Source organism: Paraglaciecola sp. 25GB23A (assembly GCF_040012495.1).
Taxonomy (GTDB): Bacteria; Pseudomonadota; Gammaproteobacteria; order Enterobacterales; family Alteromonadaceae; genus Paraglaciecola.
On the sequence record NZ_JBDYKM010000013.1, the window covers coordinates 14,187 to 37,695 of the forward strand.

The window sequence follows — 23,509 nt, forward strand, 5'->3', positions numbered from 1 at the left end:
ACTTATATTGCATTTAAGTTTAGGGCACAAGAGATGAGTATTTACTGAAATTAACAACCATCTACAACTTATCAGTTGTTTTTGTTGTAGGTGCAGTTATCCAATCGGCTTTATCTACTTGCCAATTTCTTGCCCAGTAAATAAAAGGGGTATCAGCGATGGCAATGATGACTTTAAATAGGTACTTTGCCATCGCTAATTGCATGGCAGTTATAAAATCAACTAAACCCCACCACACAACAACACCATAGATAAGCGTATCTACCGCTTGTGATAACATGGTTGAAACATTGTTTCTTAACCACAAATGTTTACCTTTAGTTTTTGTTTTAATGAAGTGAAAAATCCATACATCAATATGTTGGCTGATAAAGTAGGCCAATAATGAACCCAATACAAAGCGTGGGCTAAAGCTAAAAAGACTCTCGGTAGCTTGATGAATTTCTAGGGCAAATGCGGCCGTATTAGGCTGAGTTGAGGGTAAATACAATAAACTGATGCTGGTCATGATAATAAACATCACGCTAACAAAAAAACCAATCATGACCGCTCTATTCGCTTCTCGTTGTCCATAGCGCTCACTGAGTAAGTCAGTGGCAAAATAAATACTGGAGTAGAGGATCACGCCCATACTGGTTTGTAGACCAAATATTTCAGTGAGTTTAGGGCCCTGCAAATTAGCTAGCACTAAACTGATGATAATACTGGCGTATAGTCCCTGACGCCCAAAAAGCTTGAAGAGTAAAACGGCCAAACCCAAATCAGCCACAATAGTGAAAAACCACAGCCATTCTTGATGGATAGAAAAAAACTCAATCAGACTGTGGGGTAACATAGGATAAAATCTTTTGCAGTGGCTTAGGAATTAGACTTACGATTATCTAAACTAAAAGGACCAGTTCCCCTCCCCACTAAGACTAATAAGCCTGCCATAATTGCCATATTTTTTACAAAATTCTGCGTTTCGCGGGCTACATCCCCGCCTTCAGGTAAGTTCCAGAAGTTATGCATATATACACTAATGACTAGGGTTAAACCGGCTAACAAAAAGGCAGCAAATCTTCCCTTATAACCAATTATGATAGCCAGCCCGGCACTCAGCTGGATAATAATGGTTACGACTAATAACAGAGAAATCATTGGCACTTTATGTTGGGCCATGTATTGGCTCATCATGTCAAAATTGGTGATTTTTTGTAAGCCTGGCACTATAAAATATAAGCCCAGTAATAGGCGTCCTGCCAACAAACAAACATTGTTAAATAGTTTCATACTTATCCTAGTGTGATGATCATGTTGTAAAAAACAACAAGATCCGTTTAAAGTAAATTAATGCTAGCAAAGTCTACTAGTAAAAGAAGCAGAATTTTCACGCTGCGATTAGTCAATTTGTTGTAAAAACTGATCAATGGGCGCAATAATCTGACTCAACCACGGTTCAAATAACCAAAAAGGATGGGCCGTATTATCTAAATTGATTAATTCAACTTTAATTCCAAAAGAATGAAGCTTCACTTGAGCTAATGCAAAACCTGCCTTAAAGCGACGTTGGCCACTACTAATAAACAGCAAGGGCGGCGAATCGGCAGTGATGTATTGTGGCACTGACGCTTCTTGCCAACGTGCAGTCATATTGGCGAAGTTTCCACCTAGCCAGCGGGCTAAGGCCGAATCTGACATACCGTTTTTATCCTCTGCTATCAGCCCTTCGCCAGATGCCACTTCTAGTATACCGTCCATATCAATCACAGCCTTAACTTGTAGCTTATTAGATTCAGGCAAATAGACATTGTGAATAGCACTGAACCCAACTAGTGCCGCCAAATGGCCGCCAGATGAACCACCTAAAATACTGAGTTTATTGCTGCTAAAATTTAATGACTGCGCCTTTGATTTTAGCCAAGCTATGGCTTGATATATATCGATTATTGCCGCAGGATAAATCGCTTCAGGGGATAAACGATATTCAAGTGTTGCCGTTAGGTAGCCTTTTAACGCAAGTGCTTGGGCAACGGATTGCATATGACTTTTATTACCAGAACTCCACCCACCACCGTGGATCAACAAAATTGCGTTATTATTAGCCTTATGTAATGGCCTATATATATCAATATGCAAGTCTCTACCTAATGCTCTACCGTAAACCTGATCGAGCATTATACTCAAGCTATGTTCTTCAACCACCTTGCCTAAGGTAATGTCAGGATACGTTTGGCGATATTTAAGTAAGCTACCCGCCATGGTATAACTCTTGTCATCTGCATGAGTTTGCTTACCTTGTAAGTGCTCTGCAACTACCGATGGGCTAAGCAAAATCATCATGATGACAAAAAACCAATGGACATTTAAATAAGTGACTAACAAATTATTTACTCCAATAAAAAAGGGTAACGCGAGGCTACCCTTTTTAGGTGAAATTAATTGAAACTAAGCCTATTCGGTATATTGAATGCGCAAATTATCAAATATCACTGTTGCACCTGTTTCCGTTCTGATCTGTAAAAACGACGTTGAGGTAGCAATAAAACCGTCTATTTCTAAAGTCCCAACCGTCAGAGTACTAGCATCCACAGCATAAAATTTAGACGCACCACCGTGCATAGACTTACTGCTACTAGAAGTGTTGTTATCCACATAGACTTGAAAGTCTTTAGTGGTGTCATCACCGCCAACACTGATAATATCCATAATCACTTTATAAGGTTTACTTAGGTCAAACACTCCAGCACCTGCAAGATCATCGGCCGTCGTCTCAAGCGTCGGTGTAGCATGACCAACAGTAAAACGTGCACTAGCTAAGCTGATTTGGCCGTCAGTAATCGTGATACCACTGCCGCCACCGGTAATGTTATACATGGGGCTAGCGGCATCATCAGGTAAACCTTTATAGTCAGCAGTGAAGAATGTTGCAGCATCCGCGGCACCAAAATCTTCAGAGTACAAGGCATCAGGCGGCAGATATTCAATACGTAGATTGTCTATTACTACTGTAGCGCCCGTTTCGGTTCTAATTTGTAAAAACGAATTAGCGGTAGCCACCAAACCATCTATTTCAAGCGTACCCACTGTTAAGGCACCGGCATCTACAGCATAAAACTTAGAAGCACTGCCTTGCATGGATTTACTGCTACTCGATGTATTATTATCAACATAGATTTGGAAGTCTTTGCTGGTATCGGAGCCACCCACACTGATGATATCCATCACTATCTTATAGGGTTTACTAAGATCAAATACGCCCACCCCTGAGATATCGTTAGCCGTTGTTTCAACCGCCGGTGTGGCATGACCAAGAGTGAAACGAGCACTGGCTAAGCTGATTTGCCCATCTGTAATCGTAATGCCACTGCCCCCGCCAGTAATGTGATACAGAGCTACAGTGCTATCTCCAGGGACGTTTTTATAATCTGCACTGAAGAACGTCGCCGCGTCCGCAGTACTAAAGTTTTCACCGTAAGGTAAACTGACATCAGTATCTGTAGGCGTTTGGCCAGCATTATCAATGGCCGGTATATCTAATCCACTTTGGTCAAGTTTACCGATACCAGACAAGTTAATAACATTAGTTTTAACTACTTCAGCAGCTTCAAGTTCATAGTCATAAGGTACTACGTAACTGCTGGTTGATTGGCCATCTTGAGCATTTATTTCACCCGTACCCGGCGTAGTCCAAGTAACCCCCTCACCTAGTATGTTACCCGACAAGTTCCAATAACCTACAACGTCGGTATAAAAAGACACAATGGGATTTTGTGTGTTTTCAAAAACGTTGTTTTCTATCAACAATTCAGCCTCTCTACGGGAATTTATGCCAGTAGAATGGATTTCATTGTAATAGTTATTATACAAATGCCCATGACCATATCTGAATAAAGGCAAACGTGATTCTATGTTTTCAAAACGATTGTGATGAAAGGTGATATTACGATCGGTATTACTGCTTGCTGTATCAGGTTCAGTATGACCATGTAACGAAGCCTTCCAATGATCATGTAGATAGTTATATGAAATAGTAATGTTTTTAGCACCACTCTTAGTATCAATTAAACCGTCATAATAATCCTTATCCACACTCATTGTGCTGTACAACTCGTTATGATCTATCCAGATATTTTCAGTGGTAGAACCATCGTTATCACCTTCAATAGAAATGGCATCTTTACCACCAGTAAGCACATGATGGATCTTGAGGTTTTGAATAATGATGTTGTTGGCACGACGAATTTGTATGCCTATCCCATCAAACTCACCACGATCAGCCACACCAATAATAGAAACATTATCCATATCTTTGATATCAATAGACCTACCCTGGCCCCCGCTATTTGCATCAGTGATTGTGCCGTCAACATAGATGGTGATGGGCATATTGGTATCACTGGCTTGTTCTAAGGCGTTGATCAGTGACACCCCATTATCAACCGTTACGGTTATGCCACCGGCACCACCAGTAAGATCAAAGTTATAACCTGCAAAACCAGTATCAGTCAGAATTACACCAATGATTGGTGTATTGTCAGCAGCAGGATCCCATCCTTGATTGCCGTTATAACTGGCAAAGATAGATTCGCGATCACTTAAGTTGGCAACGTCAGCTTGTTGCATTAAATAACCACCTACACGTGCAGAAAGATCTAGGGCGTTACCACTCATATCCATGCTGCCGTATTCACGCCAGCCACTTGTAGCTGTTGGCACTGCTGGATTCGGTGCAGGTTGACTATTAACACCCAATACTGCCCATCCTGACGTTGCGATATGCGTATCAAACTTGTTATTAATCAAGGTAACGTTGTCGTAATAGGAGCTGTTGCCGCCACTGCGAGCGATATAGGTTGAATTATCTAATACATCGTTTCCAATTGGACCTGGACCATGAGTAAATTCGCTGTTTAAGAAAATAAAGCCTGGATCAGTAGATACGGGGACTCGTGCTTGCAGGATATAACCGCCTGAGGTATCGGTATTGGGATCGTTATTTTTAGAATCGCCAATGGTTCTGATTTCACTTTCTTCAAACAAAGCAGTAACTGGGTATCCCCAAATAAAGTCAACATTACCGGCCACTAAGGTGTTATAAAACCAGCTATAACCTTTTAACAACAAGGTATCTTGTTCGCTGATGAAATTGGCATCTTTAGCGACTAAACGGTAATTACTGTTGAAGTAAATGGTTTCAGCTTGGGCTGATCCCGGGCTCGCTCGCAAATGGGTGTTTTTCAAGGTCAGATTAGTTAAGGTTAACAAATCCGCGCCTTCAACTAAAAATACGCTACGTCCACCCGCTGGCGCACCTGCACTTGGAGCTTCACTCGTGCCAGAACCACTATTTTTGCTTTCGTAGTTGTCATACTGAATAATGGTATTTTCACGGCTTTCACCTGTGATGGTCAGATTGTTTTTATCCCGTAAATACAGTAATTCATTATAGGTTCCATCTTTTACCATAATGGTAGAAGCAGCATCTTTAGCTACATGTTGCATGGTGTAGTTTAAGGCACCTTGCACAGTTCTAAAATCAGCCGCACCATCATCGTCAACCGTTAAGTCGTTAGTACTTGGCGCACTGGCTTTGGTGGCGAAATACCAATTGCTATTTTCACCAAGGCCAACAAAATCAACTCCATTTAATTGTGTGCCACCGACCACACCATCACCAATCACTACATAATAGGTCTGGCCATAATCTAACAGGCTATTATGTGGTTTAATGTTCAGGGTATTACCATTGACACTGAGGGAATTAACGTTGACTCGACGGACTCGTTCTTGACCGGCATAACCCAGGGCGTCAACTTCATTTCCCACATTAATGGTATCAACTAGAGTATTGTTACTGGCATCATAAACTCTAACTTCACCAATGGAGCCCAACGTGGGGGCACTGTCAAAAGTAATACTCAAGGTGCTATCAATATACTCGTCTGTCATACCCACCGTGGGGGTGACTTTAGCGCTAAAATCACCATAACTTTGAGTCGGCATGACAAAGCCTTCCGCGACAGTCACGTCGATAGTGCGCACTATCGTGTTATCTGAACCTGACTTTATATAAATATTACTGGTGCCAGCTGTTAAGGCTTGCAAGGATAATACACTACCATTTAATTGGGCAGCAACTACGCCGGAGTCTGATGATTTAACGGTAAAACTATCTGCCGTCACACCATCATTTTTTACCGCTGTAATATTTATCACTAAAGGATCTGCGCTGGTCGATGTACTCCAGACCAAATCTTTGTAATCAAGTGTCAGTTGCACCGGTTTAATACTCGGATCACCCACTTTAATATCGTCTATTTCAAAGGAACGATTATTAGTGAACATGCCTATTAAACCTTTATTGGTATAGGTTGAATCACTTGTGGTGCCCATTAATTCACCGTTTAAATATACGCTTAAATCACTGCCTATCATTTCAAAACGCACGGTATACCATACCCCGTCTATACCGTCTTTCTCACCTAATAAAATAGGTGATTTACTTTGTACTGGACGAGATAACGAAGTGGCAACACTGACAGCGACTTCTACCTGAGTACTGCTTGAAGAATTTTGCACATTCAAACCACCCGCATACCAGTTACCTTCACTTTCGTAACGGCCTAACAAATAGATTTGTTTATTGGCAGTTTTACTGTTTTGTCTTGGACGAATACGCGCTTCAACAAAATAATCAGCACTTGCAGGTACATTAGCCATGGCTGAATCTTTGAATAACATGATTTCGCCCCCTGCATCACCCGCTGTATAGCGCAACACGACATTACCATCGTCTTCGAGCGTATCAAAAGAACCAATGGCACCGGTGGTATTATTAGACATTGCTAACAAATCATAATTAGCCACACTGCCATTATTAAAGTCATCACAAAAATACAACTCAGGTGCGTCGGCACAACTAAATATTTTGGCGCCCGGATCGTCTTCGGCCAAATATTCGATGCGTAGATTATCAATAACAACCACACCACCACTTTCAGTGCGGAACTGCAAGAAGGAGGATTGTGTTGCCAAATACCCGTCTACCACCAAGGTTTCTCCAGGCACTAAAGACAGGATCAATTCTGAATAAAACTTGGAATCACTACCATGTTTAGACTTACCACTACTGCTGGTATTGTTATCCACATAAATGAGTAAGTTGTTATTGGCTTCTAAGTCTTCTGTGGCCACAACATCAAATATGATTTGATAAGGACGACTTAAATCATAGATACCTGTGGTAATAGTATCGTCAGCGGTGGTTTCTACTGCAGGTGTTGTATTACCTAAACTGAAACGCGCACTATCAATCTTTAACTGTCCGTCAGTAATAGTTAAACCACTACCACCGCCTGTAATATGATACACCTCTGTTGTCGCATCGCCCGGTAAGGCTTTGTAATCAGCTGTGAAAAATAGCTCAGTGGTGGTATCAAAATTTTCAGAGGTGAGTAAATTTTCATTTAAATATTCAATACGAATATTATCAACTACTACCGTTGCCCCACCCTCCGTACGTATCTGAATGAATGAGTTAGTGGTACCCACAGTACCAGGAATCGTTAAGGTACCAAGGCTTATACTACCCGCTTCTTCATTGTAGATGCGTGAAGCACCTTCGTGGATGGAATTGGCACTGCCACTGGTATTGTTATCCACATACACCTGAAGCTTTTTAGTCGCGTCAGTGAAACTAACGGCCACTATATCCATAACAATATTGTAGGGACGACTTAAATTAAACGCACCAGTGCTAGCGGTATCAGCGGAAGTTGAATTTGTTCCTGGAACGGTATTACCAATAGTAAAACGTCCGCCATCTAATTCTAAACCGTTTTCTACTACCGTGACTGAACCACCCGTATTAGTAAACATGGCGACATCAAGGTCAGTGGCATCTTTAATCGAAGCATAACTGCTACTGAAAATATCCTCTGTTACACCAGCAAAACCGGCAATAAAAGGTAAATTTACCTTTGGAATAATAACAGGTGGTTCTGGCTCTTCCGGCACTTCAGGTTCTTCTGGCTCTTCTAGTGGCACACTATCAGCCACCGTCTCAACTTTCAGATTGTCGATTACAATGCTACCTGCGCTGTCGGTGCGTAATTGAAAGAAAGAATTTTTTATGGCAGGGTTAAGAATGCGGGCTGCTGGATCACTTGGATCAAGCCCTGTCACATCTGCCCCCGGTACATAAGTATAGGTAAAACGCTGTCCAGCAGGTGTATTTTCTTCACCAATCGCCAAGCCATAAAATTTGGATGCGGCACCTTGCACAGAATTATTTTGACTGGTGGTATTATTATCCACATAGAGGTTTAAGGTACCACCACTATTATGTTCGATAACGTCAAAGCTTAGCGTAAACCCTTCACTTAAATTAAAAACCCCAGAGCCTACCGTATCGTTTGCCGTTGTTTGTACGCTGGGCGTAACGTTACCAATGCTAAAACGTGTACCGGCTAAGATAAGGTAGCCTTTAGTCTCATCAATTGCAGTACTTCCACCTGTTTTGGCGTACATGCCAACATTGGCATCATAATCCAATAGTGTCTTGTAACCACTACTAAAAAAGTCATTAGTTGTGACATTGAAATCTTCATCCAACGCCGCCGCTATGGTATTGGCTTGTTCCTCAAGTTTTACCACTTCTTCATTTGCTTGTTCTTCGGATAAGACCAGCAAATTTGTTTTTTTATCTTCTTTACCGTCACAACTTGCAACAGCTGAGGCAATACCTTCAGAGCCATTAACCGTACATAAACTGTAAACTTGGTCTACGGTATTATAAGACTTTGCAATGATTAGGTTTGTCTCAGTGTCTGTGCTGAGTTTGATAGCTCTGCGTCCAAAAACAAACTCATAGGTACCGATTTGTGTTGTTTCACCACTGCTAATAGAAAAACTACCGCTTTTAGCTGACTCCCCAGGGGTAAACGTAATGGTGGCTAAATTTGCTGTTTTACCGCTTAAAAAAGGATTGTAAATGGTGCCGTTAAACTGTTCTAGATCAAAGGTGCTGCCAATCAATGTGCCAAACTCAGACTCTAAATAATTGACAAAATGCTCTAAAGCACTATCAAAAGGCGCTAAGGTTGTTATAGCACCACCAGAATTCGCTAGCCAAGGTTCGACATCTGCGGCAAATTCTGCCGCCGGTCTATCAAAAAATTGTTCAACCGTCTGCCCCTCTGCCAATAACATTGAAGCAGCGGCAGCTGCGTTGGGACTGATTTCAATGCCATTTGATGGATCGCCATCTACATCTAAAGCTTGTAATAAACGCAGCGTATTAGCCACAGATTGATTGAAAGGACTGTCTGCTTCAAACATCTTAAGGGGGGTTAATATACTTGAAGCTGGTACACTGGGAAATTCAAAATCACCAATATGAAAGGTAATAATCTCCCCGCGAAAATAATTAAATTCGCCACTGGCATTAGTGGTGCCATTAGGTACGGATTCTGAACGATAACCTAAACCGCTAACTGGACTATCAATAAAGCGTCCTGTGAGCGCTGGATCAGGCGCTTGTTTAACATTGATAGTGCTTTCAGCACCACATCCAGCCAAAACAATGGCGCTTAACGCACTGATGGCTATTTTATTCTTAAAAATCATAATCACCCTCCCAAGGATGAGAAATTACTAATTGTGCTTGCTTCCCCCCTTAAGGGGAGAACACAAATACCCAAGTATTTAATTTCTGAATTACTGGTTAATTAATAAAATTTGTAATTGAGACCAAACTGGAACGTCCTACCATATTCTTCTTTTTGATAAAGAATTGGGCCGCCACTTTCGACGTTACCTGCAAAATAACGAAGGTCGACTTCATCAGTTAAATTAATGGCGTCAAAGTACACAGATATTTGCTTATTGATGTTGTATTGAGCTTTAAAATCAATACTTTTGATGGCATCTTGATAACGGTCAGCCCAACTTTTACAAGTGTCTGAATTAGCTGGACAAGAACCAACTTCTTCTAATATTTTTGCCCTATGATTGCCAATTAGGCGCACTGAATAATCGTCATTTTCCCAACCTAAGGTAAGGTTAAACGTTGTGTCGGCTTGGTCTGGCAAGGGCACTTTATCAGCACGAATAGACCTATCAAGCTGAGCTTCACTAGACAACAATGTCAAATTACTTTGAATAAAAAAGCCGCTGGCAAAATACTGGTTGTAACTCAGTTCCATGCCCAATACAGTCGCTTTTTGACCATTTAAGGTAATATTGACGTCGTTCAATACAAGGTTTTGCGGAATAACAAATTCGGTTATTTGATTAACAGGCAAGGATAAAGGTAAATCAGGCAATGCCATGCTTATGCCATTAACATCAACGATAAAATTATCGATGTTTTTATAAAAAATTGAGGCTTCCATAAACAAATCTTTGCTCGGATACCAACCGATTGACGCATCATAGTTAATTGATGTCATCGCTAATAAATTGGGGTTGCCTACATCCAGGGTATTGTTAGAGCCCAATATATAATCTTGCAGTTGCTCAACATTCGCACCACCTTGCGAATCATCACAGTTGTTACTTTGTGGTGGACAGAGTTCAATATCACTATCAAATTTGGCAAATGCCCGTGCTTGTTTAAACGAAGGGCGGGTAAAACTAGTCCAGATAGCCCCACGCACTAAAATGTCTTCATGGGGCTCATAACGCAAATGTACACTGGGGAAATATTCACTGTATTTTATTGAGGCTTCAGGCAATGGTACGGCAATATCTAAACTACCCAAACCAGCGCCATTAAATTGAAAGTCATCATTTTCTAATGATAGGAAACCGGTAGATGAAAATTCAGTTTCCACATAACGTACGCCGCCTGACATCACTAAATCATCGGTAATAGGCATTTCTGCCATGATATATGCCGCTTTAGTATCTTCTGTTAAGGTGTAATCTTCTTTAGTGCTGTCAATGGATAATTCGCCTTGTGTTGCAGCATCACGAGTCATCGCTGAGCGTTCAACGATATAATCTATTCGGTCTTGATCAACAAAAGGGTAAGAAAAGTTACTGTCTTTGGGGATTGAGCTGGGGTAGTCAGAATGCACTGAGTTGACCACGCTTATACAAGTTTCATCACCACCACAATCTGCAGCACTGGGGTCGTAACTCGCGCGGTTTTTGTCGCGCACATATTCACGTTGGGTAACAGCCGCACCGACTTTTACATAACTTAAATGCTCATAATAAAAATCTTTGGTTAAATTGATTTTGCCACTTTTTATACTATCATCGCGGGTGCCATCTTCTAAGAATAGGTTGTCAAATTCCCAATTAGCTAAATTACTTGCATCACCGGACTCTGAGGTACCAAAGGTACTGATATCCAATCCGCTTAGCGCAGCTGTCTCCTCTTGACTCAAGGCTGCACCGTCTATGTTATCTTTACTGCCGCGGCCATATACAATGTTGTCTCGTTCACGAAATTGCACCCGTCTGTCATTGTTAGATTCTTCATATGACCTGGATGAAGCTAATTCGTAATCTAAGGTCCAGCTTTCAGCAATGCGATTTTCACCCCCGAGACTAAATGACTTTGTGGTGTTATCCCCGCCTTGGATAAAGTATTGGTGAAAAATATCCACATCACTGATGACAAACTCTTTGGTGGTATTATTGACATACAGAACTTCATCACTACCCGCATCTTGAAAATCAAAAAATTCACGCAAGGCCACATCAGAGTCAGTAAACTGAGTAACATTGCCGCGGATATAATAGTAACTGGATTCGGTCGGCTTAAATTCAACATTTAAAGATGCAGCTTTGCGGGTACGGCCAGCAATTTCACGCCGTTTTTCTAGTTGCACCGGTCCCAATATTTCTGGCCCTGCAGCAATTTGTTGTGCTGCCGTTGAAATAACATTGCCATCAGCATCTTCAATATCACTGAATCCCTTGTCAGCTTGATAGTAGCGCATCTCAGTGGTGCTATGATGACGGGTTTCGTTAACCTGCGATTTACGCTCTTCTTGTGATAATGCAAAACCGATCCCGATCTTTTTATCTAAGAAAAATTGCGTGCCATCGATACTAAACTTAGGAGAATGTTCTTCCCGTAAGGTACTGTAGGAATCTTGCACCTTTGCTTTGAGTGTTGATTTTCCCCGATCATAAGCTGAAATAGCATTAACGTTGACCGTCCCGCCGATAGAGTTTAAGTCTTGATCAGGGGTTAAAGTTTTTAATACTTCGATTGAACCAAGAATATCGCCAGGAATAGCGTCAAGTCCGACTTTTCTATCGTCACCTACCCCAGACATGGCTGAGCCGTTAATATTGACAGAAACAAATCCAGGACCTAAGCCTCTTACACTGACAAATTTACCTTCGCCCTCTGAGCGCTGCAATGTGACGCCAGGTAGGCGTCTTAATGACTCGGCAACGTTTTGATCTACAAAATTCCCTAAATCATCGGTAGCAATAATAGAGCTAAAGCTTTTATTTAAGCGCTCTAAATCCCTTGCTTTAATATCTGCTTGTCGCACCCCTGTTACTTCAATGACTTCAAATTCACTGTTGTCATTTTGATTGCCAGATACATCGCTCGTTGAGTTTGCATTAGGTGGAAGTTCATTGGGTTCTGGACTAACTGGCTTGGCTTGCTGAGCATAAGCGGGGATAGCCATTGACATTGCAATCGCTAAAGCCTTCAGTTGAAAACTTTTCATTTCGGATTTTCTCCTAAGATTTTCATCAAAAAATTATTGGTGAAGCTATTAATTAACTTGCCACCGGTGGCACACTTTAAAGGGCAGGCTATGTTCGAGTTGCCACCGGTGGCATTCTACTGTGGCAAAAAGTAAGATGTCAATACATTGTTAATAAAAACATTCGTTTGTTAAATATATGAATTTTACAGCTCATTATTCGATGGCTGGACCATCTTTTTGATGCTTGAGCAAGGTGGATATCAGGCCAACTATGCTAGCGAGTTAGCCGTGCTGCTTAAACTGCAAATACCCTTAGTTAAACTTGCCGAGCTCATCAATCCATTGTTGTACATCTGAGTAGCTAGTTTGACTTATCGCTGTGGTCATATCCTCAGATGAGAACTCTAATGCGTAATCGTCCCAACTGCGAATAACTTGCAGTTCAGAATCAATAATGCCATTCGATATAGCAGCACTACCCTGAGCAATTTCAGTCAGTATTCGTTGGTCAACTGAGTCTTGAAAGTAACCCTGGCGCACTCGATTGGCCCCCACTTCTTTATCTATAACTAAGTGGGCATAACTTTGCGCTGCGCTGCGCCCTTTTGATATTAAGCTTGTATTATCTTCGAAGGGCTGGCTAACTAAAATTTTGATTTTTAGCGCAAGGGCCTCATCTAGCGCGATGTTCTTTTCATTTTTGAATTCCACAGCTAATTGGTTATTCTGGCTTTTGTGTTCATCACCGGTCATGGTATTGCCATTGATATACATTTGGCCAAGATCGGTTTTTCCATCTGGGAAATTAATTTGAAAGAAACGCGCTTCGCTCTTGGCTGGGCCTTGTTTGTAAGTATTATTAACGAGGTTTACTCGCCCACCCTCGTTGCCGTAGGTGCTGTTATTTGACCAGTTATAGATAACATTATTACGAATATCGACCAACTCCCCTGTCGCAGGGTAATTGGGTTTGAGGCGGTAACCATTAATACGGGGATTACGACTGGTATGATGGGCCAATACGTTATTAATAAAACTGGCACGTTGCCCGCCCCAAATTCCACCATAACCATGACTGCCTTTTTTATGGCCGGCATTATTCAAACTTTCACTAATAATACTGTATTGTAAGGTAAAATCAGTATTGTTATAAAAAGAAGCCACTTCGTCATTTGCCCAGCTCATAGAGCAATGGTCGATAATAATATTACTCAAACGTTTTGCTGTTACCGCGTCCCCTTGTTCGTGGGCCGAACCAGGGCGAAAGCGTAAGTAACGAATAATAACCTGATTTGCATCAATTTGAGTTTCTGAACCGGTAATCACAATGCCCTGGGGTGATGTTTGCCCTGCAATGGTTACAAAATCTTCTTTAATTTCTAGGGGTTTAACTAGATGAATAATGCCAGAAACATTAAAGACCACTATCCGCGGTCCCTTTGCCTTCAATGCGTAACGTAAGGTACCTGGTCGTGCTTTTACACTGTCTTCTAAGGAGTCAACGATAATGACTTGTCCACCGCGCCCCCCGACAGTATATTTGCCATAACCCTGAGCTTCAGGAAAGGCCAGTGTTGGTTGTGCAAAACTTACTGAGCCACATGAAAAAATTAGCACAGAGCAAAACAGCAAGGTAAATTTGTTAAGCAATTTCATGATAGTTGGTTCGCCATAAGGAACTCACCCATGCACTCTTTATCAACAATCGCACCTTTATGGCCAATAACATAAGCTGCGACTTTGGCACCATAACCCGCGGCATATTGTTCTGTTTTACCAGCAAATCTTGCCGCCAAATAGCCGCCATTAAATGCATCGCCTGCTGCAGTAGTGTCGACTACCTGAGCCACTTTATGCGCTGGGATAATACTATGTTGTGCTTGTGAAAATATTTGAATACCGTGCTCGCCATTTTTAATGACCATTTCTTTGACCCCGCAGTTTGTTACATGCTGTTGAATATCGCTAATACTGTTGTGCCCATATAAGACGCGATGATCGTCACAACCAGGAAACGCGATGTCAGCTAATGCATAAGCTTTATCTGTCCATAGTTGGGCTTGTTGCGCAGACGTCCATAATTGCGGTCGATAATTGGGGTCAAAGATAATACAGCACCCCCTTTGTTTTAATTCGAGTAGCATTTCCAATAAGCTCTGTTTATCTTCATCACTTAGAATGGCTAAACTGATGCCAGATAAAAAAACACTCTTTATCCTGGTTAAATCTAAGACCACTTGACCTTGTTTAAATAAAGATACAAGGTGTTTAGCCGCTGAATCACTGCGCCAATAAGAAAAACTGCGTTCTCCTTTGTTATCTGTATCGATCATATACAAACCTAGTGTTTTATCTTCACTAGTAAATGCTAACGAGGTATCGATGTTTTCTTCATTTAGCTTTTGCATAAACTGCTGGCTGATTTTATCTGTGCCTGCGGCTGTCCAATAACTGATAGTTTGTGCTGGATTAGAGCGCTTGAAATAAACCGCCGTATTGAAAGTATCTCCAGCGAATGTCTGATAATAAGTGTGTTGTCCACGACCGGACATCTCCACCATGCATTCGCCGATAATTATATGATGTGTCATCTGACAGACTCTCTTTTTGCTTACTTGGAAAACTATTTGTCAATCAAAATACAAGTAAATATACGAAACCTGGGCCTATAAAAAGGCCTCTAATGTTTCAGTAACGTTATCAGCGTTTAAACGAGACAAACCTAAATATGCATGACAAATGCCATCAATAAAAACAGTATTATTCACCAACGGAGTCGGAAATACCTGCTCAATGCCTAATAAACGCGTGACATCCTCCTTTGACTTACCATCACATAGTGCGGCACATCGAATTAATTTATCTGCTAAGGGATCAACTAATGGAAAATTTGTTTGTGCAGCGCTCACTAAAAACTGCAACCACGCCGCAACGCCTATGCATAATAAAGAAATAGGCTGCCCTTGAGCCAGATTATCTTGAATACTACCTAATAATCTGAACGGGAGTTTTTGCGAACCGTCCCACGCTATTTGAGAGAGTAAATGTCGAATATGGCGATTGTTATAGCGCAATAGAATGGCGTCAATATACTGATCGACGTTCATCTCTGCTGGGGCAGAAAAAGATAAACTAACTTGTTCTTTTAAGAGAGTTTCAATTAATTTGAATAAAGTTGGATGGCTGATCGCTTCATTGACCGTTTCCTTACCACAAAGCAAGCCTAAATATGCCAAGGTTGAATGACTGCCATTTAACAAACGAAGTTTAGCTTTCTCATAAGCACTCACATCACTGGTAAAGGTAACACCCACTTTTTCCCAAGCCGGTCTGGGACCACTAAAATTATCTTCGATAACCCATTGAGTAAAGGCTTCTCGTTGAATAGGCCAGTTATCTTGTAGTTGAATGGCTTGCGCGACTCTGGCTCGAAGTGCTTCATTAGTCGCAGGGGTAATGCTATCTACCATGGTATTGGGAAAAGATATTGTCTGTTTAATCCAAGCAGCTAAGACTGGATCAACATGTGTCGCAAATGCGATGATAGCTTTAGCTAATTTAGTGCCATTATCAGCCAAATTATCACAACTAATAATGGTTAGCTCTGCTGTGCACTCTTGGTGACGAAAAGCTAATGCAGTAACAAGTAAACCAATAGCACTGCACGGAATTTCAGGATTAGCTAAATCATGTTTTATATCTGGATGAGCTAAATCAAGCAAACCGTCGCTGGTTAAACAATAACCTTTTTCCGTAATTGTCAGACTGATGATATGGGTAGTGGCAGCCGTCAATTGTTGCATAACTAGACTGCGCTGTTCACTTAATACCAAAATTTGTTTAATGGCTGAAATTAATTGATAACTAGGATTTTCATCCAGTACAGCCAAGGTGTATAGATTGTCTTGTGACGCAAGTTCATCTCTCACTCCCGAGCTACGCATCGACACGCCACATATGCACCAATTACCACCATATTCCATGGCGTTATCTGTAAAAACTGCTTGATGAGCTCGATGAAAGGCACCTGGTCCCAAATGTACGATACCAATTTCGCTATTGAGGGCTGTTTTATTATGCAAAACAGTACTGGGTAATTGTCTCAAGGTATTTCTATTTAATTGTTGCATGTCGCTTATTAATCCAACTTGTAGGCTTTTTTAGCTAGGTTGTAGCTTAAATCGAAGGCCAATTGCACTGCCTCATCCTCATTAATACGGTGTTGTGCCACCAAGTCAGCTAGAAAACGACAATCAATTCGTCGAGCCACATCATGACGAGCAGGAATAGATAAAAAAGCGCGGGTATCATCATTAAAACCAACTGTGTTATAAAAACCAGCTGTTTCAGTAACTTGATGACGAAAACGCAACATACCTTCAGGGCTATCATGAAACCACCACGCAGGCCCAAGTTTTAAGCAAGGGTAGTGGCCTGCCAACGGTGCGAGTTCGCGGGCATAGGTGGTTTCGTCTAAGGTAAATAAAATGATGCTTAAATGAGGATCATTACCATATTTGTTTAACATCGGTTTAAGAGCTTGAACATATTCCGTTTGCGACGGCATATCAGCACCTTTATCGCGACCAAAATGCTGGAAAACGAGCGGGTTATGATTTCTAAAAGCGCCAGGGTGTATTTGCATCACCATTCCGTCTTCAGTGCTCATTCCGGCTAACTCAGTTAACATTTGTGCTCTGAACAACTCTTGTTGAGCGCCACTAGATTGACCTGTTAAACACATAGAAAATAGAGCCTCACAATCACTAAGTGACAGATCTGCAGTTTGTGCCGTAGGATGACCATGGTCAGTCGCAGTGGCTCCAAGACTTCTAAAGTAACTGCGTCTCAGTCTTAGGGCTTGTAAATATCCAGCCCAAGTCTGGGTATCTTGCCCAGTCAATTCAGCTAATTTTTGCACATTTTCAACAAAATCGTCACGGGATGCATCCACCACGTCGTCGGGTCTGAAACTGGTAATCACACGGTGCTGCATAGGTGTGCCCTGCATCGCTTGATGATGAGGTAAGGTATCCAACGCGCCTTCAGTAGTGCAAATTAACTCAATATTGAACCTATCCATTAGGGCTCTTGGCCGGTAGGCGGCGGTACTTAACTTGGCGGTAATTTCGTCATAATATTTGTCAGCGGTTTTTGCGCTTAATAATTCGCGCATGCCAAAAACGTCATGAAAAACCGTGTCGAGCCACATACGAGAGGGGGTGCCACGGAATAAATAGTAATGTTTAGCTAAGATGTGCCAAATTTTACGGGGATCTTGTTCCACCGCGACGCCATCTTGGCGACGAATGCCAAGGGATTCTAAGGGGATCCCTTGGCTGTATAACATTCTAAACACATAATGATCAGGCCGAATAAGCAGTTCTGTGGCATTTCCAAACGTCTCATCTTGAGCAAACCAACGTGGGTCAGTATGACCGTGGGGACTAATAATCGGTAAATCTTTGATTTGTTGATATAAATTACGCGCAATAGCTCTTACTTTTTCGTCACTTGGAAAAAGTCTGTCTGGATGAAGTTGTAAAATTGTTGAATTAACCATTAAAGGCTCCTTGCATATTCATTAGAGCGTTACGCCTCTTTTCCAGATAGCGATTTCGCGGCAATCGTTTATTTCATTTTTGGTCAGTTGACCAGAAGCAAATTGCAGTAATTGATTAAAAAATAAGTCGGCACATTCATCCATGCTTACACCATCAAGAACAGTACCTGCATCAAAATCAATCCAGTGTGGTTTGTGTTGAGCAAGGTCAGAATTAGAAGAAATTTTTACCGTTGGAACGGGAAACCCTAAAGGTGTGCCGCGACCAGTGGTGAACAGTACTAAATGCGCGCCACTGGCGGCCAATGCAGTTGAAGAAACTGCATCATTGCCCGGTGCTTGCAATAAAACCAGGCCTTTATTTGCTACAGGCTCGCCATAATTAAGCACTTGTGTTATCGCGGCTTGCCCACCTTTTTGAATGGCACCTAAAGACTTTTCTTCTAAAGTGGTGAGGCCACCCGCTTTATTGCCCGGTGAAGGATTCTCATAAATAGGCTGATTGTGGTCGATAAAATATTGCTTAAACTCGTTAACTAAATCGACTATCTGGCCATATACCTTTGCATTGGTGGCCCGATTCATTAAGATTTGCTCTGCACCAAACATTTCGGGCGTTTCGGTTAAAATGGCGGTACCACCAATATTAGTGATTTTATCGGCCATACGGCCGACTAATGGATTGGCCGTAATTCCACTAAAGGCATCTGAACCACCGCATTTCATGCCTAGTACCAGTTCACTTGCCGGACACTCTATGCGTTTATCTTGAGCCAGCAAAGGCAACATTTCTGCAATGGCATTGACACCCTCTTCAATCTCATCGCCAACTTGTTGTGAATTATAAAATCGTAGGCGGCTGGGATCATAGTCACCGGCTTGCTCTAATAGGGCCGCCATTTGATTGTTTTCACAACCTAAACCCACTACCAATACAGCACCCGCATTGGGATGGGTTAATAGTGAGGCTAAAATAGCCCTGGTATCTTTTAGATCATCACCCAGTTGAGAACAACCATAGGGATGAGTAAAAGCCACAAAAGCATCAGCCTGTCCAAAAAAGCGTTGACTACATATTTGAGCAATTCGCTGTGCTGTGCGGTTAACACAACCAACGGTGTTGATTATCCAGACTTCATTGCGAATACCTATCTTGCCATTAGCCCGGCGAAAGCCATTAAAGGAGTGCTCCTTCTGCGCCGGTGAATGCTTAACTGCAATGGGGGCATACTGATATTGAGTACCATCCTTAAGATTAGTCTTTAAATTATGGCTATGCACATGGCTACCAGCAGCGATATCTTCGAGACTTCCACCGATTTCAAAGCCATATTTAATAACGTTCCCCAAACGTGCAATATTGACCAAGGCAACTTTGTGACCGCGGGGAATATCCTCAATTAAGGTTAAAGCAAACTCTGGAAATTCTTCCCCTGTGGCAAGGTCCCGCGTTGCCACAGCCACATTGTCATTATGATGAATTTTTAATAAAGGTTTCATGTTGGCGGCCTTATAAACTAACTAAATCTTTGGCTAAAAGTGGCATGTCACCGACAAACACATCGTCTAAGGTGAGCTGTTTAACATGCTCTACTACATGGGGTTTTTTAACATTATTAAAATGACAATTAGAAAGATGCAAACCGACTATAGGCGCACGTTCAAAGCCTTTAATAAATAGCGCACGGGAAGCATTATCTACGCGTAAATTATTAATATTAATGTTTCTAACTTGAGGATCGAATTGCCCTGCATCACCTTCTTCATAATAAAAATTGATGACGATAGCGTCCTTTACTTGACCCACCTCTACATTATTAACATAAATATTTTCAATCAGACCACCGCGCACCGAATTAGTCTTTATGCGAATGGCTCTTTCTAGCTCTGGGCTGCTCATTTGACAATTATCTAAATAGATATTGCGTGCTCCACCAGAAATTTCGCTGCCTATCACTAGGCCACCATGTCCGTCTTTCATCTTACACCGGCTGACTAAGACATTTTGAATAGGTGCATTAATCCGTCGCCCATCTGCATTTCGACCTGATTTTAAGGCGATACAATCATCGCCCGTATCAAAGGTACAATCTTCAATCAAAACCCGATTACAAGATTCTGGGTCGCAACCATCATTGTTAGGGCCATGACTACGACAGGTAACATTGCGCACGATAACGTCTGCACATAACACTGGATTGATTAACCAAAAAGGTGACTGGGTTAGTGTTACCCCTTCGATTAATACTTTTTTACATTGGTAGGTTTGAATCATTGGCGGGCGTAAATACGCCCCTTCAGCGTAGACACGGTCTTTTACAGGCACGCCTGATTCAGCGTCAGTAAACAGTTGATCTCGTGCTGCTTTTTGATCTTGATCACTTATTATTTGCCAGTGTGCTTCTTTATTCGGCCCTTTCCAGGGCCACCAAGTATTATCATCTGCGCCACCGTGAATCGTACCATTGCCGGTAATAGCTATATTTTCTTGTTTGTAGGCATAAATTAACGGCGAATAACCCATTAGTTCAACCCCTTCCCAGCGAGTTAATACAGCGGGTAAATACCGTTCTGGCTCAGGGATAAAAAATAGCGTGGCACCATCAGCTAAATGAAAGTTAACATTAGATTTAAGATGGATAGGTCCTGTTAAAAATTGACCTGCAGGCACAATAACCCGTCCTCCTCCAGCAAGGTGACAAGCCTCAATCGCCTGTTTAAAAGCCATGGTATTGTCAAACAGTTTATCCCCTAAGGCACCAAAACGTTTAACCTCAAAGTCGCGCTTTGGAAAAACGGTTGGGACAATACTATTGCGTAACTGTGTAATGTCATTTTCAAACTCGCTTAGGCTAAACGCCCCTGCTGTTTGAACCTTTTTATATTGCAATGAGCAACTTGGCAAAGCGGCCAAAACGCAGAGGCTTAATGTAGATTTAAGAAAAATTCGTCTTTGCATTAGATGTTTACTTCCTCTTTTGACGCTTTGTCTCGACGTCACTAAATGGTCAAATCAAAGCAGTAATAAATTAACAAATCTGTACATATGCCACCGGTGGCATTTTATGGCTATAATAAGCTAATGTCAACGTCACTAAATAACTGTAAGGCCGAAAGACAATGAATTCGAGCGCTGGACTAATAGGCATACAGTCCAAATAGCAAACGGCTACCGTCTATCAGCAGCCAATTGCCCTTAAATCTATTAACAAAATGCTCACACCTTAGCCGCTTTCTGGTCATTTAACCTGTCTTTGCTAAGTATATTGCCGACCTTTTATTTGTGCTTACTAACAAATGTGCTGGTTGATTCTCGGATAATGAGATGGGGTTTAACCAAGAAATCACTTTCAGGACCTTCCACAGTATGTTTTTCAATTGACTGAATAATTTTGTATGCTGCCAGTGACGCCATTGCACCTACTGGCCGCTGTATTGTTGTTAATGAGGGAATGATGCGTGATGCTAATAAGTTGTCATCGAACCCTGCAATGGATAGCTCTTGTGGAACTTTGATCCCAAGTTCAACAGCGGCTCTTAAAACTCCCGCGGCCATTTCATCATTGTTGGCAAAAATCGCGCTTGGTCTGTCATCTCGCTGTAACAATGAGGTTGCGACCTCTATACCGCTTTGATAGTTATTTTTGCCCTCAATAATTAAATCATCCTTTAAGTTTAAGCCTAATTTTGTTAAGGCAGAGCGAAAACCTTCAAGTCGCTCTTTCGACGAATAATAATTCAGTGGTCCAGTAATAAAGCCTATTTCTCTATGACCTAGAGAATAAATATATCGAGCCATTTCACGCATCGCGGCTCTATCATCAGAAACGACCACATTTGTATGATCATCTAAATCAACAGAAGCCATACGCACATAACAATGCTCCCCAGCTCTGAGCGCAGCTGCAAGCTCTTTGGACTCTGAAACAGGAGGTAACACGATAACGCCATCAATATTTGAACGACGAATAAAACTTAAACAGTTTTGCACCACATCTGCGCTGTTGTATTTACATGGATGAACAACTAATTCGTAACCTTTCTTAGAACAAATGTCTAAGACTCCACGTTGAACCTGATCAATATACAGAGCATCTGGGTTATCGTAGATTAGCCCTAGTAGATAAGAGCGGCTCGACGCAAGCCCCCTCGCCTGCTTATCTGGTGAATAATCTAAGCGCTTTATTACTGCTTGAATTGAAGCTAAGGTTTTGACACCAACACTGCTTGAGCCATTGATGACACGTGATACCGTTCGTTTTGATACCCCTGCTTCTCTGGCTACATCATTTATTGTTGGCTTTTTTTCACTCATTATTATTCCTTGATTTCAGCGCCTACCCGGCAAATACTCTTTTAGTGCCCTGATAACATTTAAAGTTTTTTCATTGTTAAACATCTTGTCGAGTTTAAGCAAACATTTCTTTTTAAACCATAAACTTAGTCATAACTCGGCCCTTTCTTAACAAAATGAAAAAAATAATATAATTATTGATTAACCGGTCTTACTACGTTGGTTTGCTTCTAACTGATAAGCGTCTTTATATATTGCACAGGCTGCTTCTTTAACTTGCGCGGCAAAATGTGGGATCTGCGTTTTAGTAAAGGAGCTCGCAGGGGCTGTTATACCAATTGCAGCAACTACCACACCTCGGTTGTCTCGCACTGGCGCTGCAACACATCTCACATCGGGGTGGTATTCTTGATCATCTACTGCATAACCTAATGCCATGACTTTTTGTAATTCTTTACGCAATTGAGGGACATCTGTAATAGTGTTATCTGTGCATTTTTCCATAGTTTGTTCAGCAAAAATTAAATCAATATTGTCATAATATAGAAAAGCTAAGAAAACTTTACCCGTGGAAGAACAATGCATTAATGCTCGCATACCTGGTCGACTGGCCACTTTCAATGGATGGGGACTATCAAACACTTCAACAATAAGCGCGCTGCCGTGATGAGGTACGGCTAAATGTGCGGTGTGCCCCGTTTTTAAAGCTAAACGCTGCACATGTGGAATAGCTATTTGATGCAGACGGTCAGCACTAATTACTTGTAGTCCTATATTCATTAAATCAGCGCCGCAGTAGTATTTCTTTTCCCGCTTCTCTAACATTTGTTGTGCACAAAGAGTACGTAATAAACGAAATACAGTAGTACGTGGCAAACTTATGGCACTTTCAATTTGTTGTGATGTCATGCCAGTACCGTGCTTAGCTAACAAACGCATCACTTCACAGGCATGTACAACACCAGGTATTAAATAACGTTCCAT

The 23,509-nt window shown here is 41.6% G+C and carries 13 protein-coding genes; all 13 read right to left on the minus strand.

Annotated features, from left to right (window positions below; translation table 11 throughout):
* Positions 1-61: 61 nt before the first annotated feature.
* Positions 62-835: a queuosine precursor transporter gene (locus ABKW31_RS15510; RefSeq protein ID WP_348617474.1), complete on the minus strand. Its 774-nt coding sequence runs from the start codon at positions 833-835 to the stop codon at positions 62-64.
* 23 nt (positions 836-858) lie between these two features.
* Positions 859-1,272 carry a DoxX family protein gene (locus ABKW31_RS15515; protein WP_348617475.1) on the minus strand — a complete coding sequence of 138 codons (414 nt, stop codon included), beginning with the start codon at positions 1,270-1,272 and terminating at the stop codon, positions 859-861.
* 108 nt (positions 1,273-1,380) lie between these two features.
* On the minus strand, positions 1,381-2,364 hold the full coding sequence (locus tag ABKW31_RS15520) for an alpha/beta hydrolase (protein WP_348617476.1): 984 nt from the start codon (positions 2,362-2,364) through the stop codon (positions 1,381-1,383).
* Positions 2,365-2,433: 69 nt separating this feature from the next.
* Positions 2,434-9,609, minus strand: a complete 7,176-nt coding sequence (locus ABKW31_RS15525; protein ID WP_348617477.1) for a pectin methylesterase — start codon at positions 9,607-9,609, stop codon at positions 2,434-2,436.
* A gap of 101 nt (positions 9,610-9,710) precedes the next feature.
* Positions 9,711-12,686 carry a TonB-dependent receptor gene (locus ABKW31_RS15530; protein ID WP_348617478.1) on the minus strand — a complete coding sequence of 992 codons (2,976 nt, stop codon included), beginning with the start codon at positions 12,684-12,686 and terminating at the stop codon, positions 9,711-9,713.
* Between the two features lie 294 nt (positions 12,687-12,980).
* Positions 12,981-14,324, minus strand: coding sequence for a pectate lyase C (locus ABKW31_RS15535; RefSeq protein ID WP_348617479.1), 1,344 nt, complete (start codon positions 14,322-14,324; stop codon positions 12,981-12,983).
* A complete protein-coding gene (locus ABKW31_RS15540) occupies positions 14,321-15,259 on the minus strand; it encodes a sugar kinase (protein WP_348617480.1) in 939 nt (312 codons plus the stop codon). Before ABKW31_RS15540 ends, ABKW31_RS15535 begins: the two co-directional genes overlap by 4 nt.
* 75 nt (positions 15,260-15,334) lie before the next feature.
* Entirely contained in the window at positions 15,335-16,798 is a 1,464-nt protein-coding gene (locus tag ABKW31_RS15545) for a mannitol dehydrogenase family protein (RefSeq protein WP_348617481.1), read from the minus strand.
* Positions 16,799-16,806: 8 nt separating this feature from the next.
* On the minus strand, positions 16,807-18,231 hold the full coding sequence (gene uxaC / locus ABKW31_RS15550) for a glucuronate isomerase (RefSeq protein ID WP_348617482.1): 1,425 nt from the start codon (positions 18,229-18,231) through the stop codon (positions 16,807-16,809).
* Positions 18,232-18,252: 21 nt separating this feature from the next.
* Entirely contained in the window at positions 18,253-19,731 is a 1,479-nt protein-coding gene (locus ABKW31_RS15555; protein ID WP_348617483.1) for an altronate dehydratase family protein, read from the minus strand.
* Positions 19,732-19,741: 10 nt separating this feature from the next.
* Entirely contained in the window at positions 19,742-21,190 is a 1,449-nt protein-coding gene (locus tag ABKW31_RS15560) for a glycoside hydrolase family 28 protein (RefSeq protein ID WP_348617484.1), read from the minus strand.
* Between the two features lie 318 nt (positions 21,191-21,508).
* On the minus strand, positions 21,509-22,546 hold the full coding sequence (locus ABKW31_RS15565) for a LacI family DNA-binding transcriptional regulator (protein ID WP_348617485.1): 1,038 nt from the start codon (positions 22,544-22,546) through the stop codon (positions 21,509-21,511).
* Positions 22,547-22,726: 180 nt separating this feature from the next.
* Positions 22,727-23,509: an IclR family transcriptional regulator gene (locus ABKW31_RS15570; RefSeq protein WP_348617486.1), complete on the minus strand. Its 783-nt coding sequence runs from the start codon at positions 23,507-23,509 to the stop codon at positions 22,727-22,729.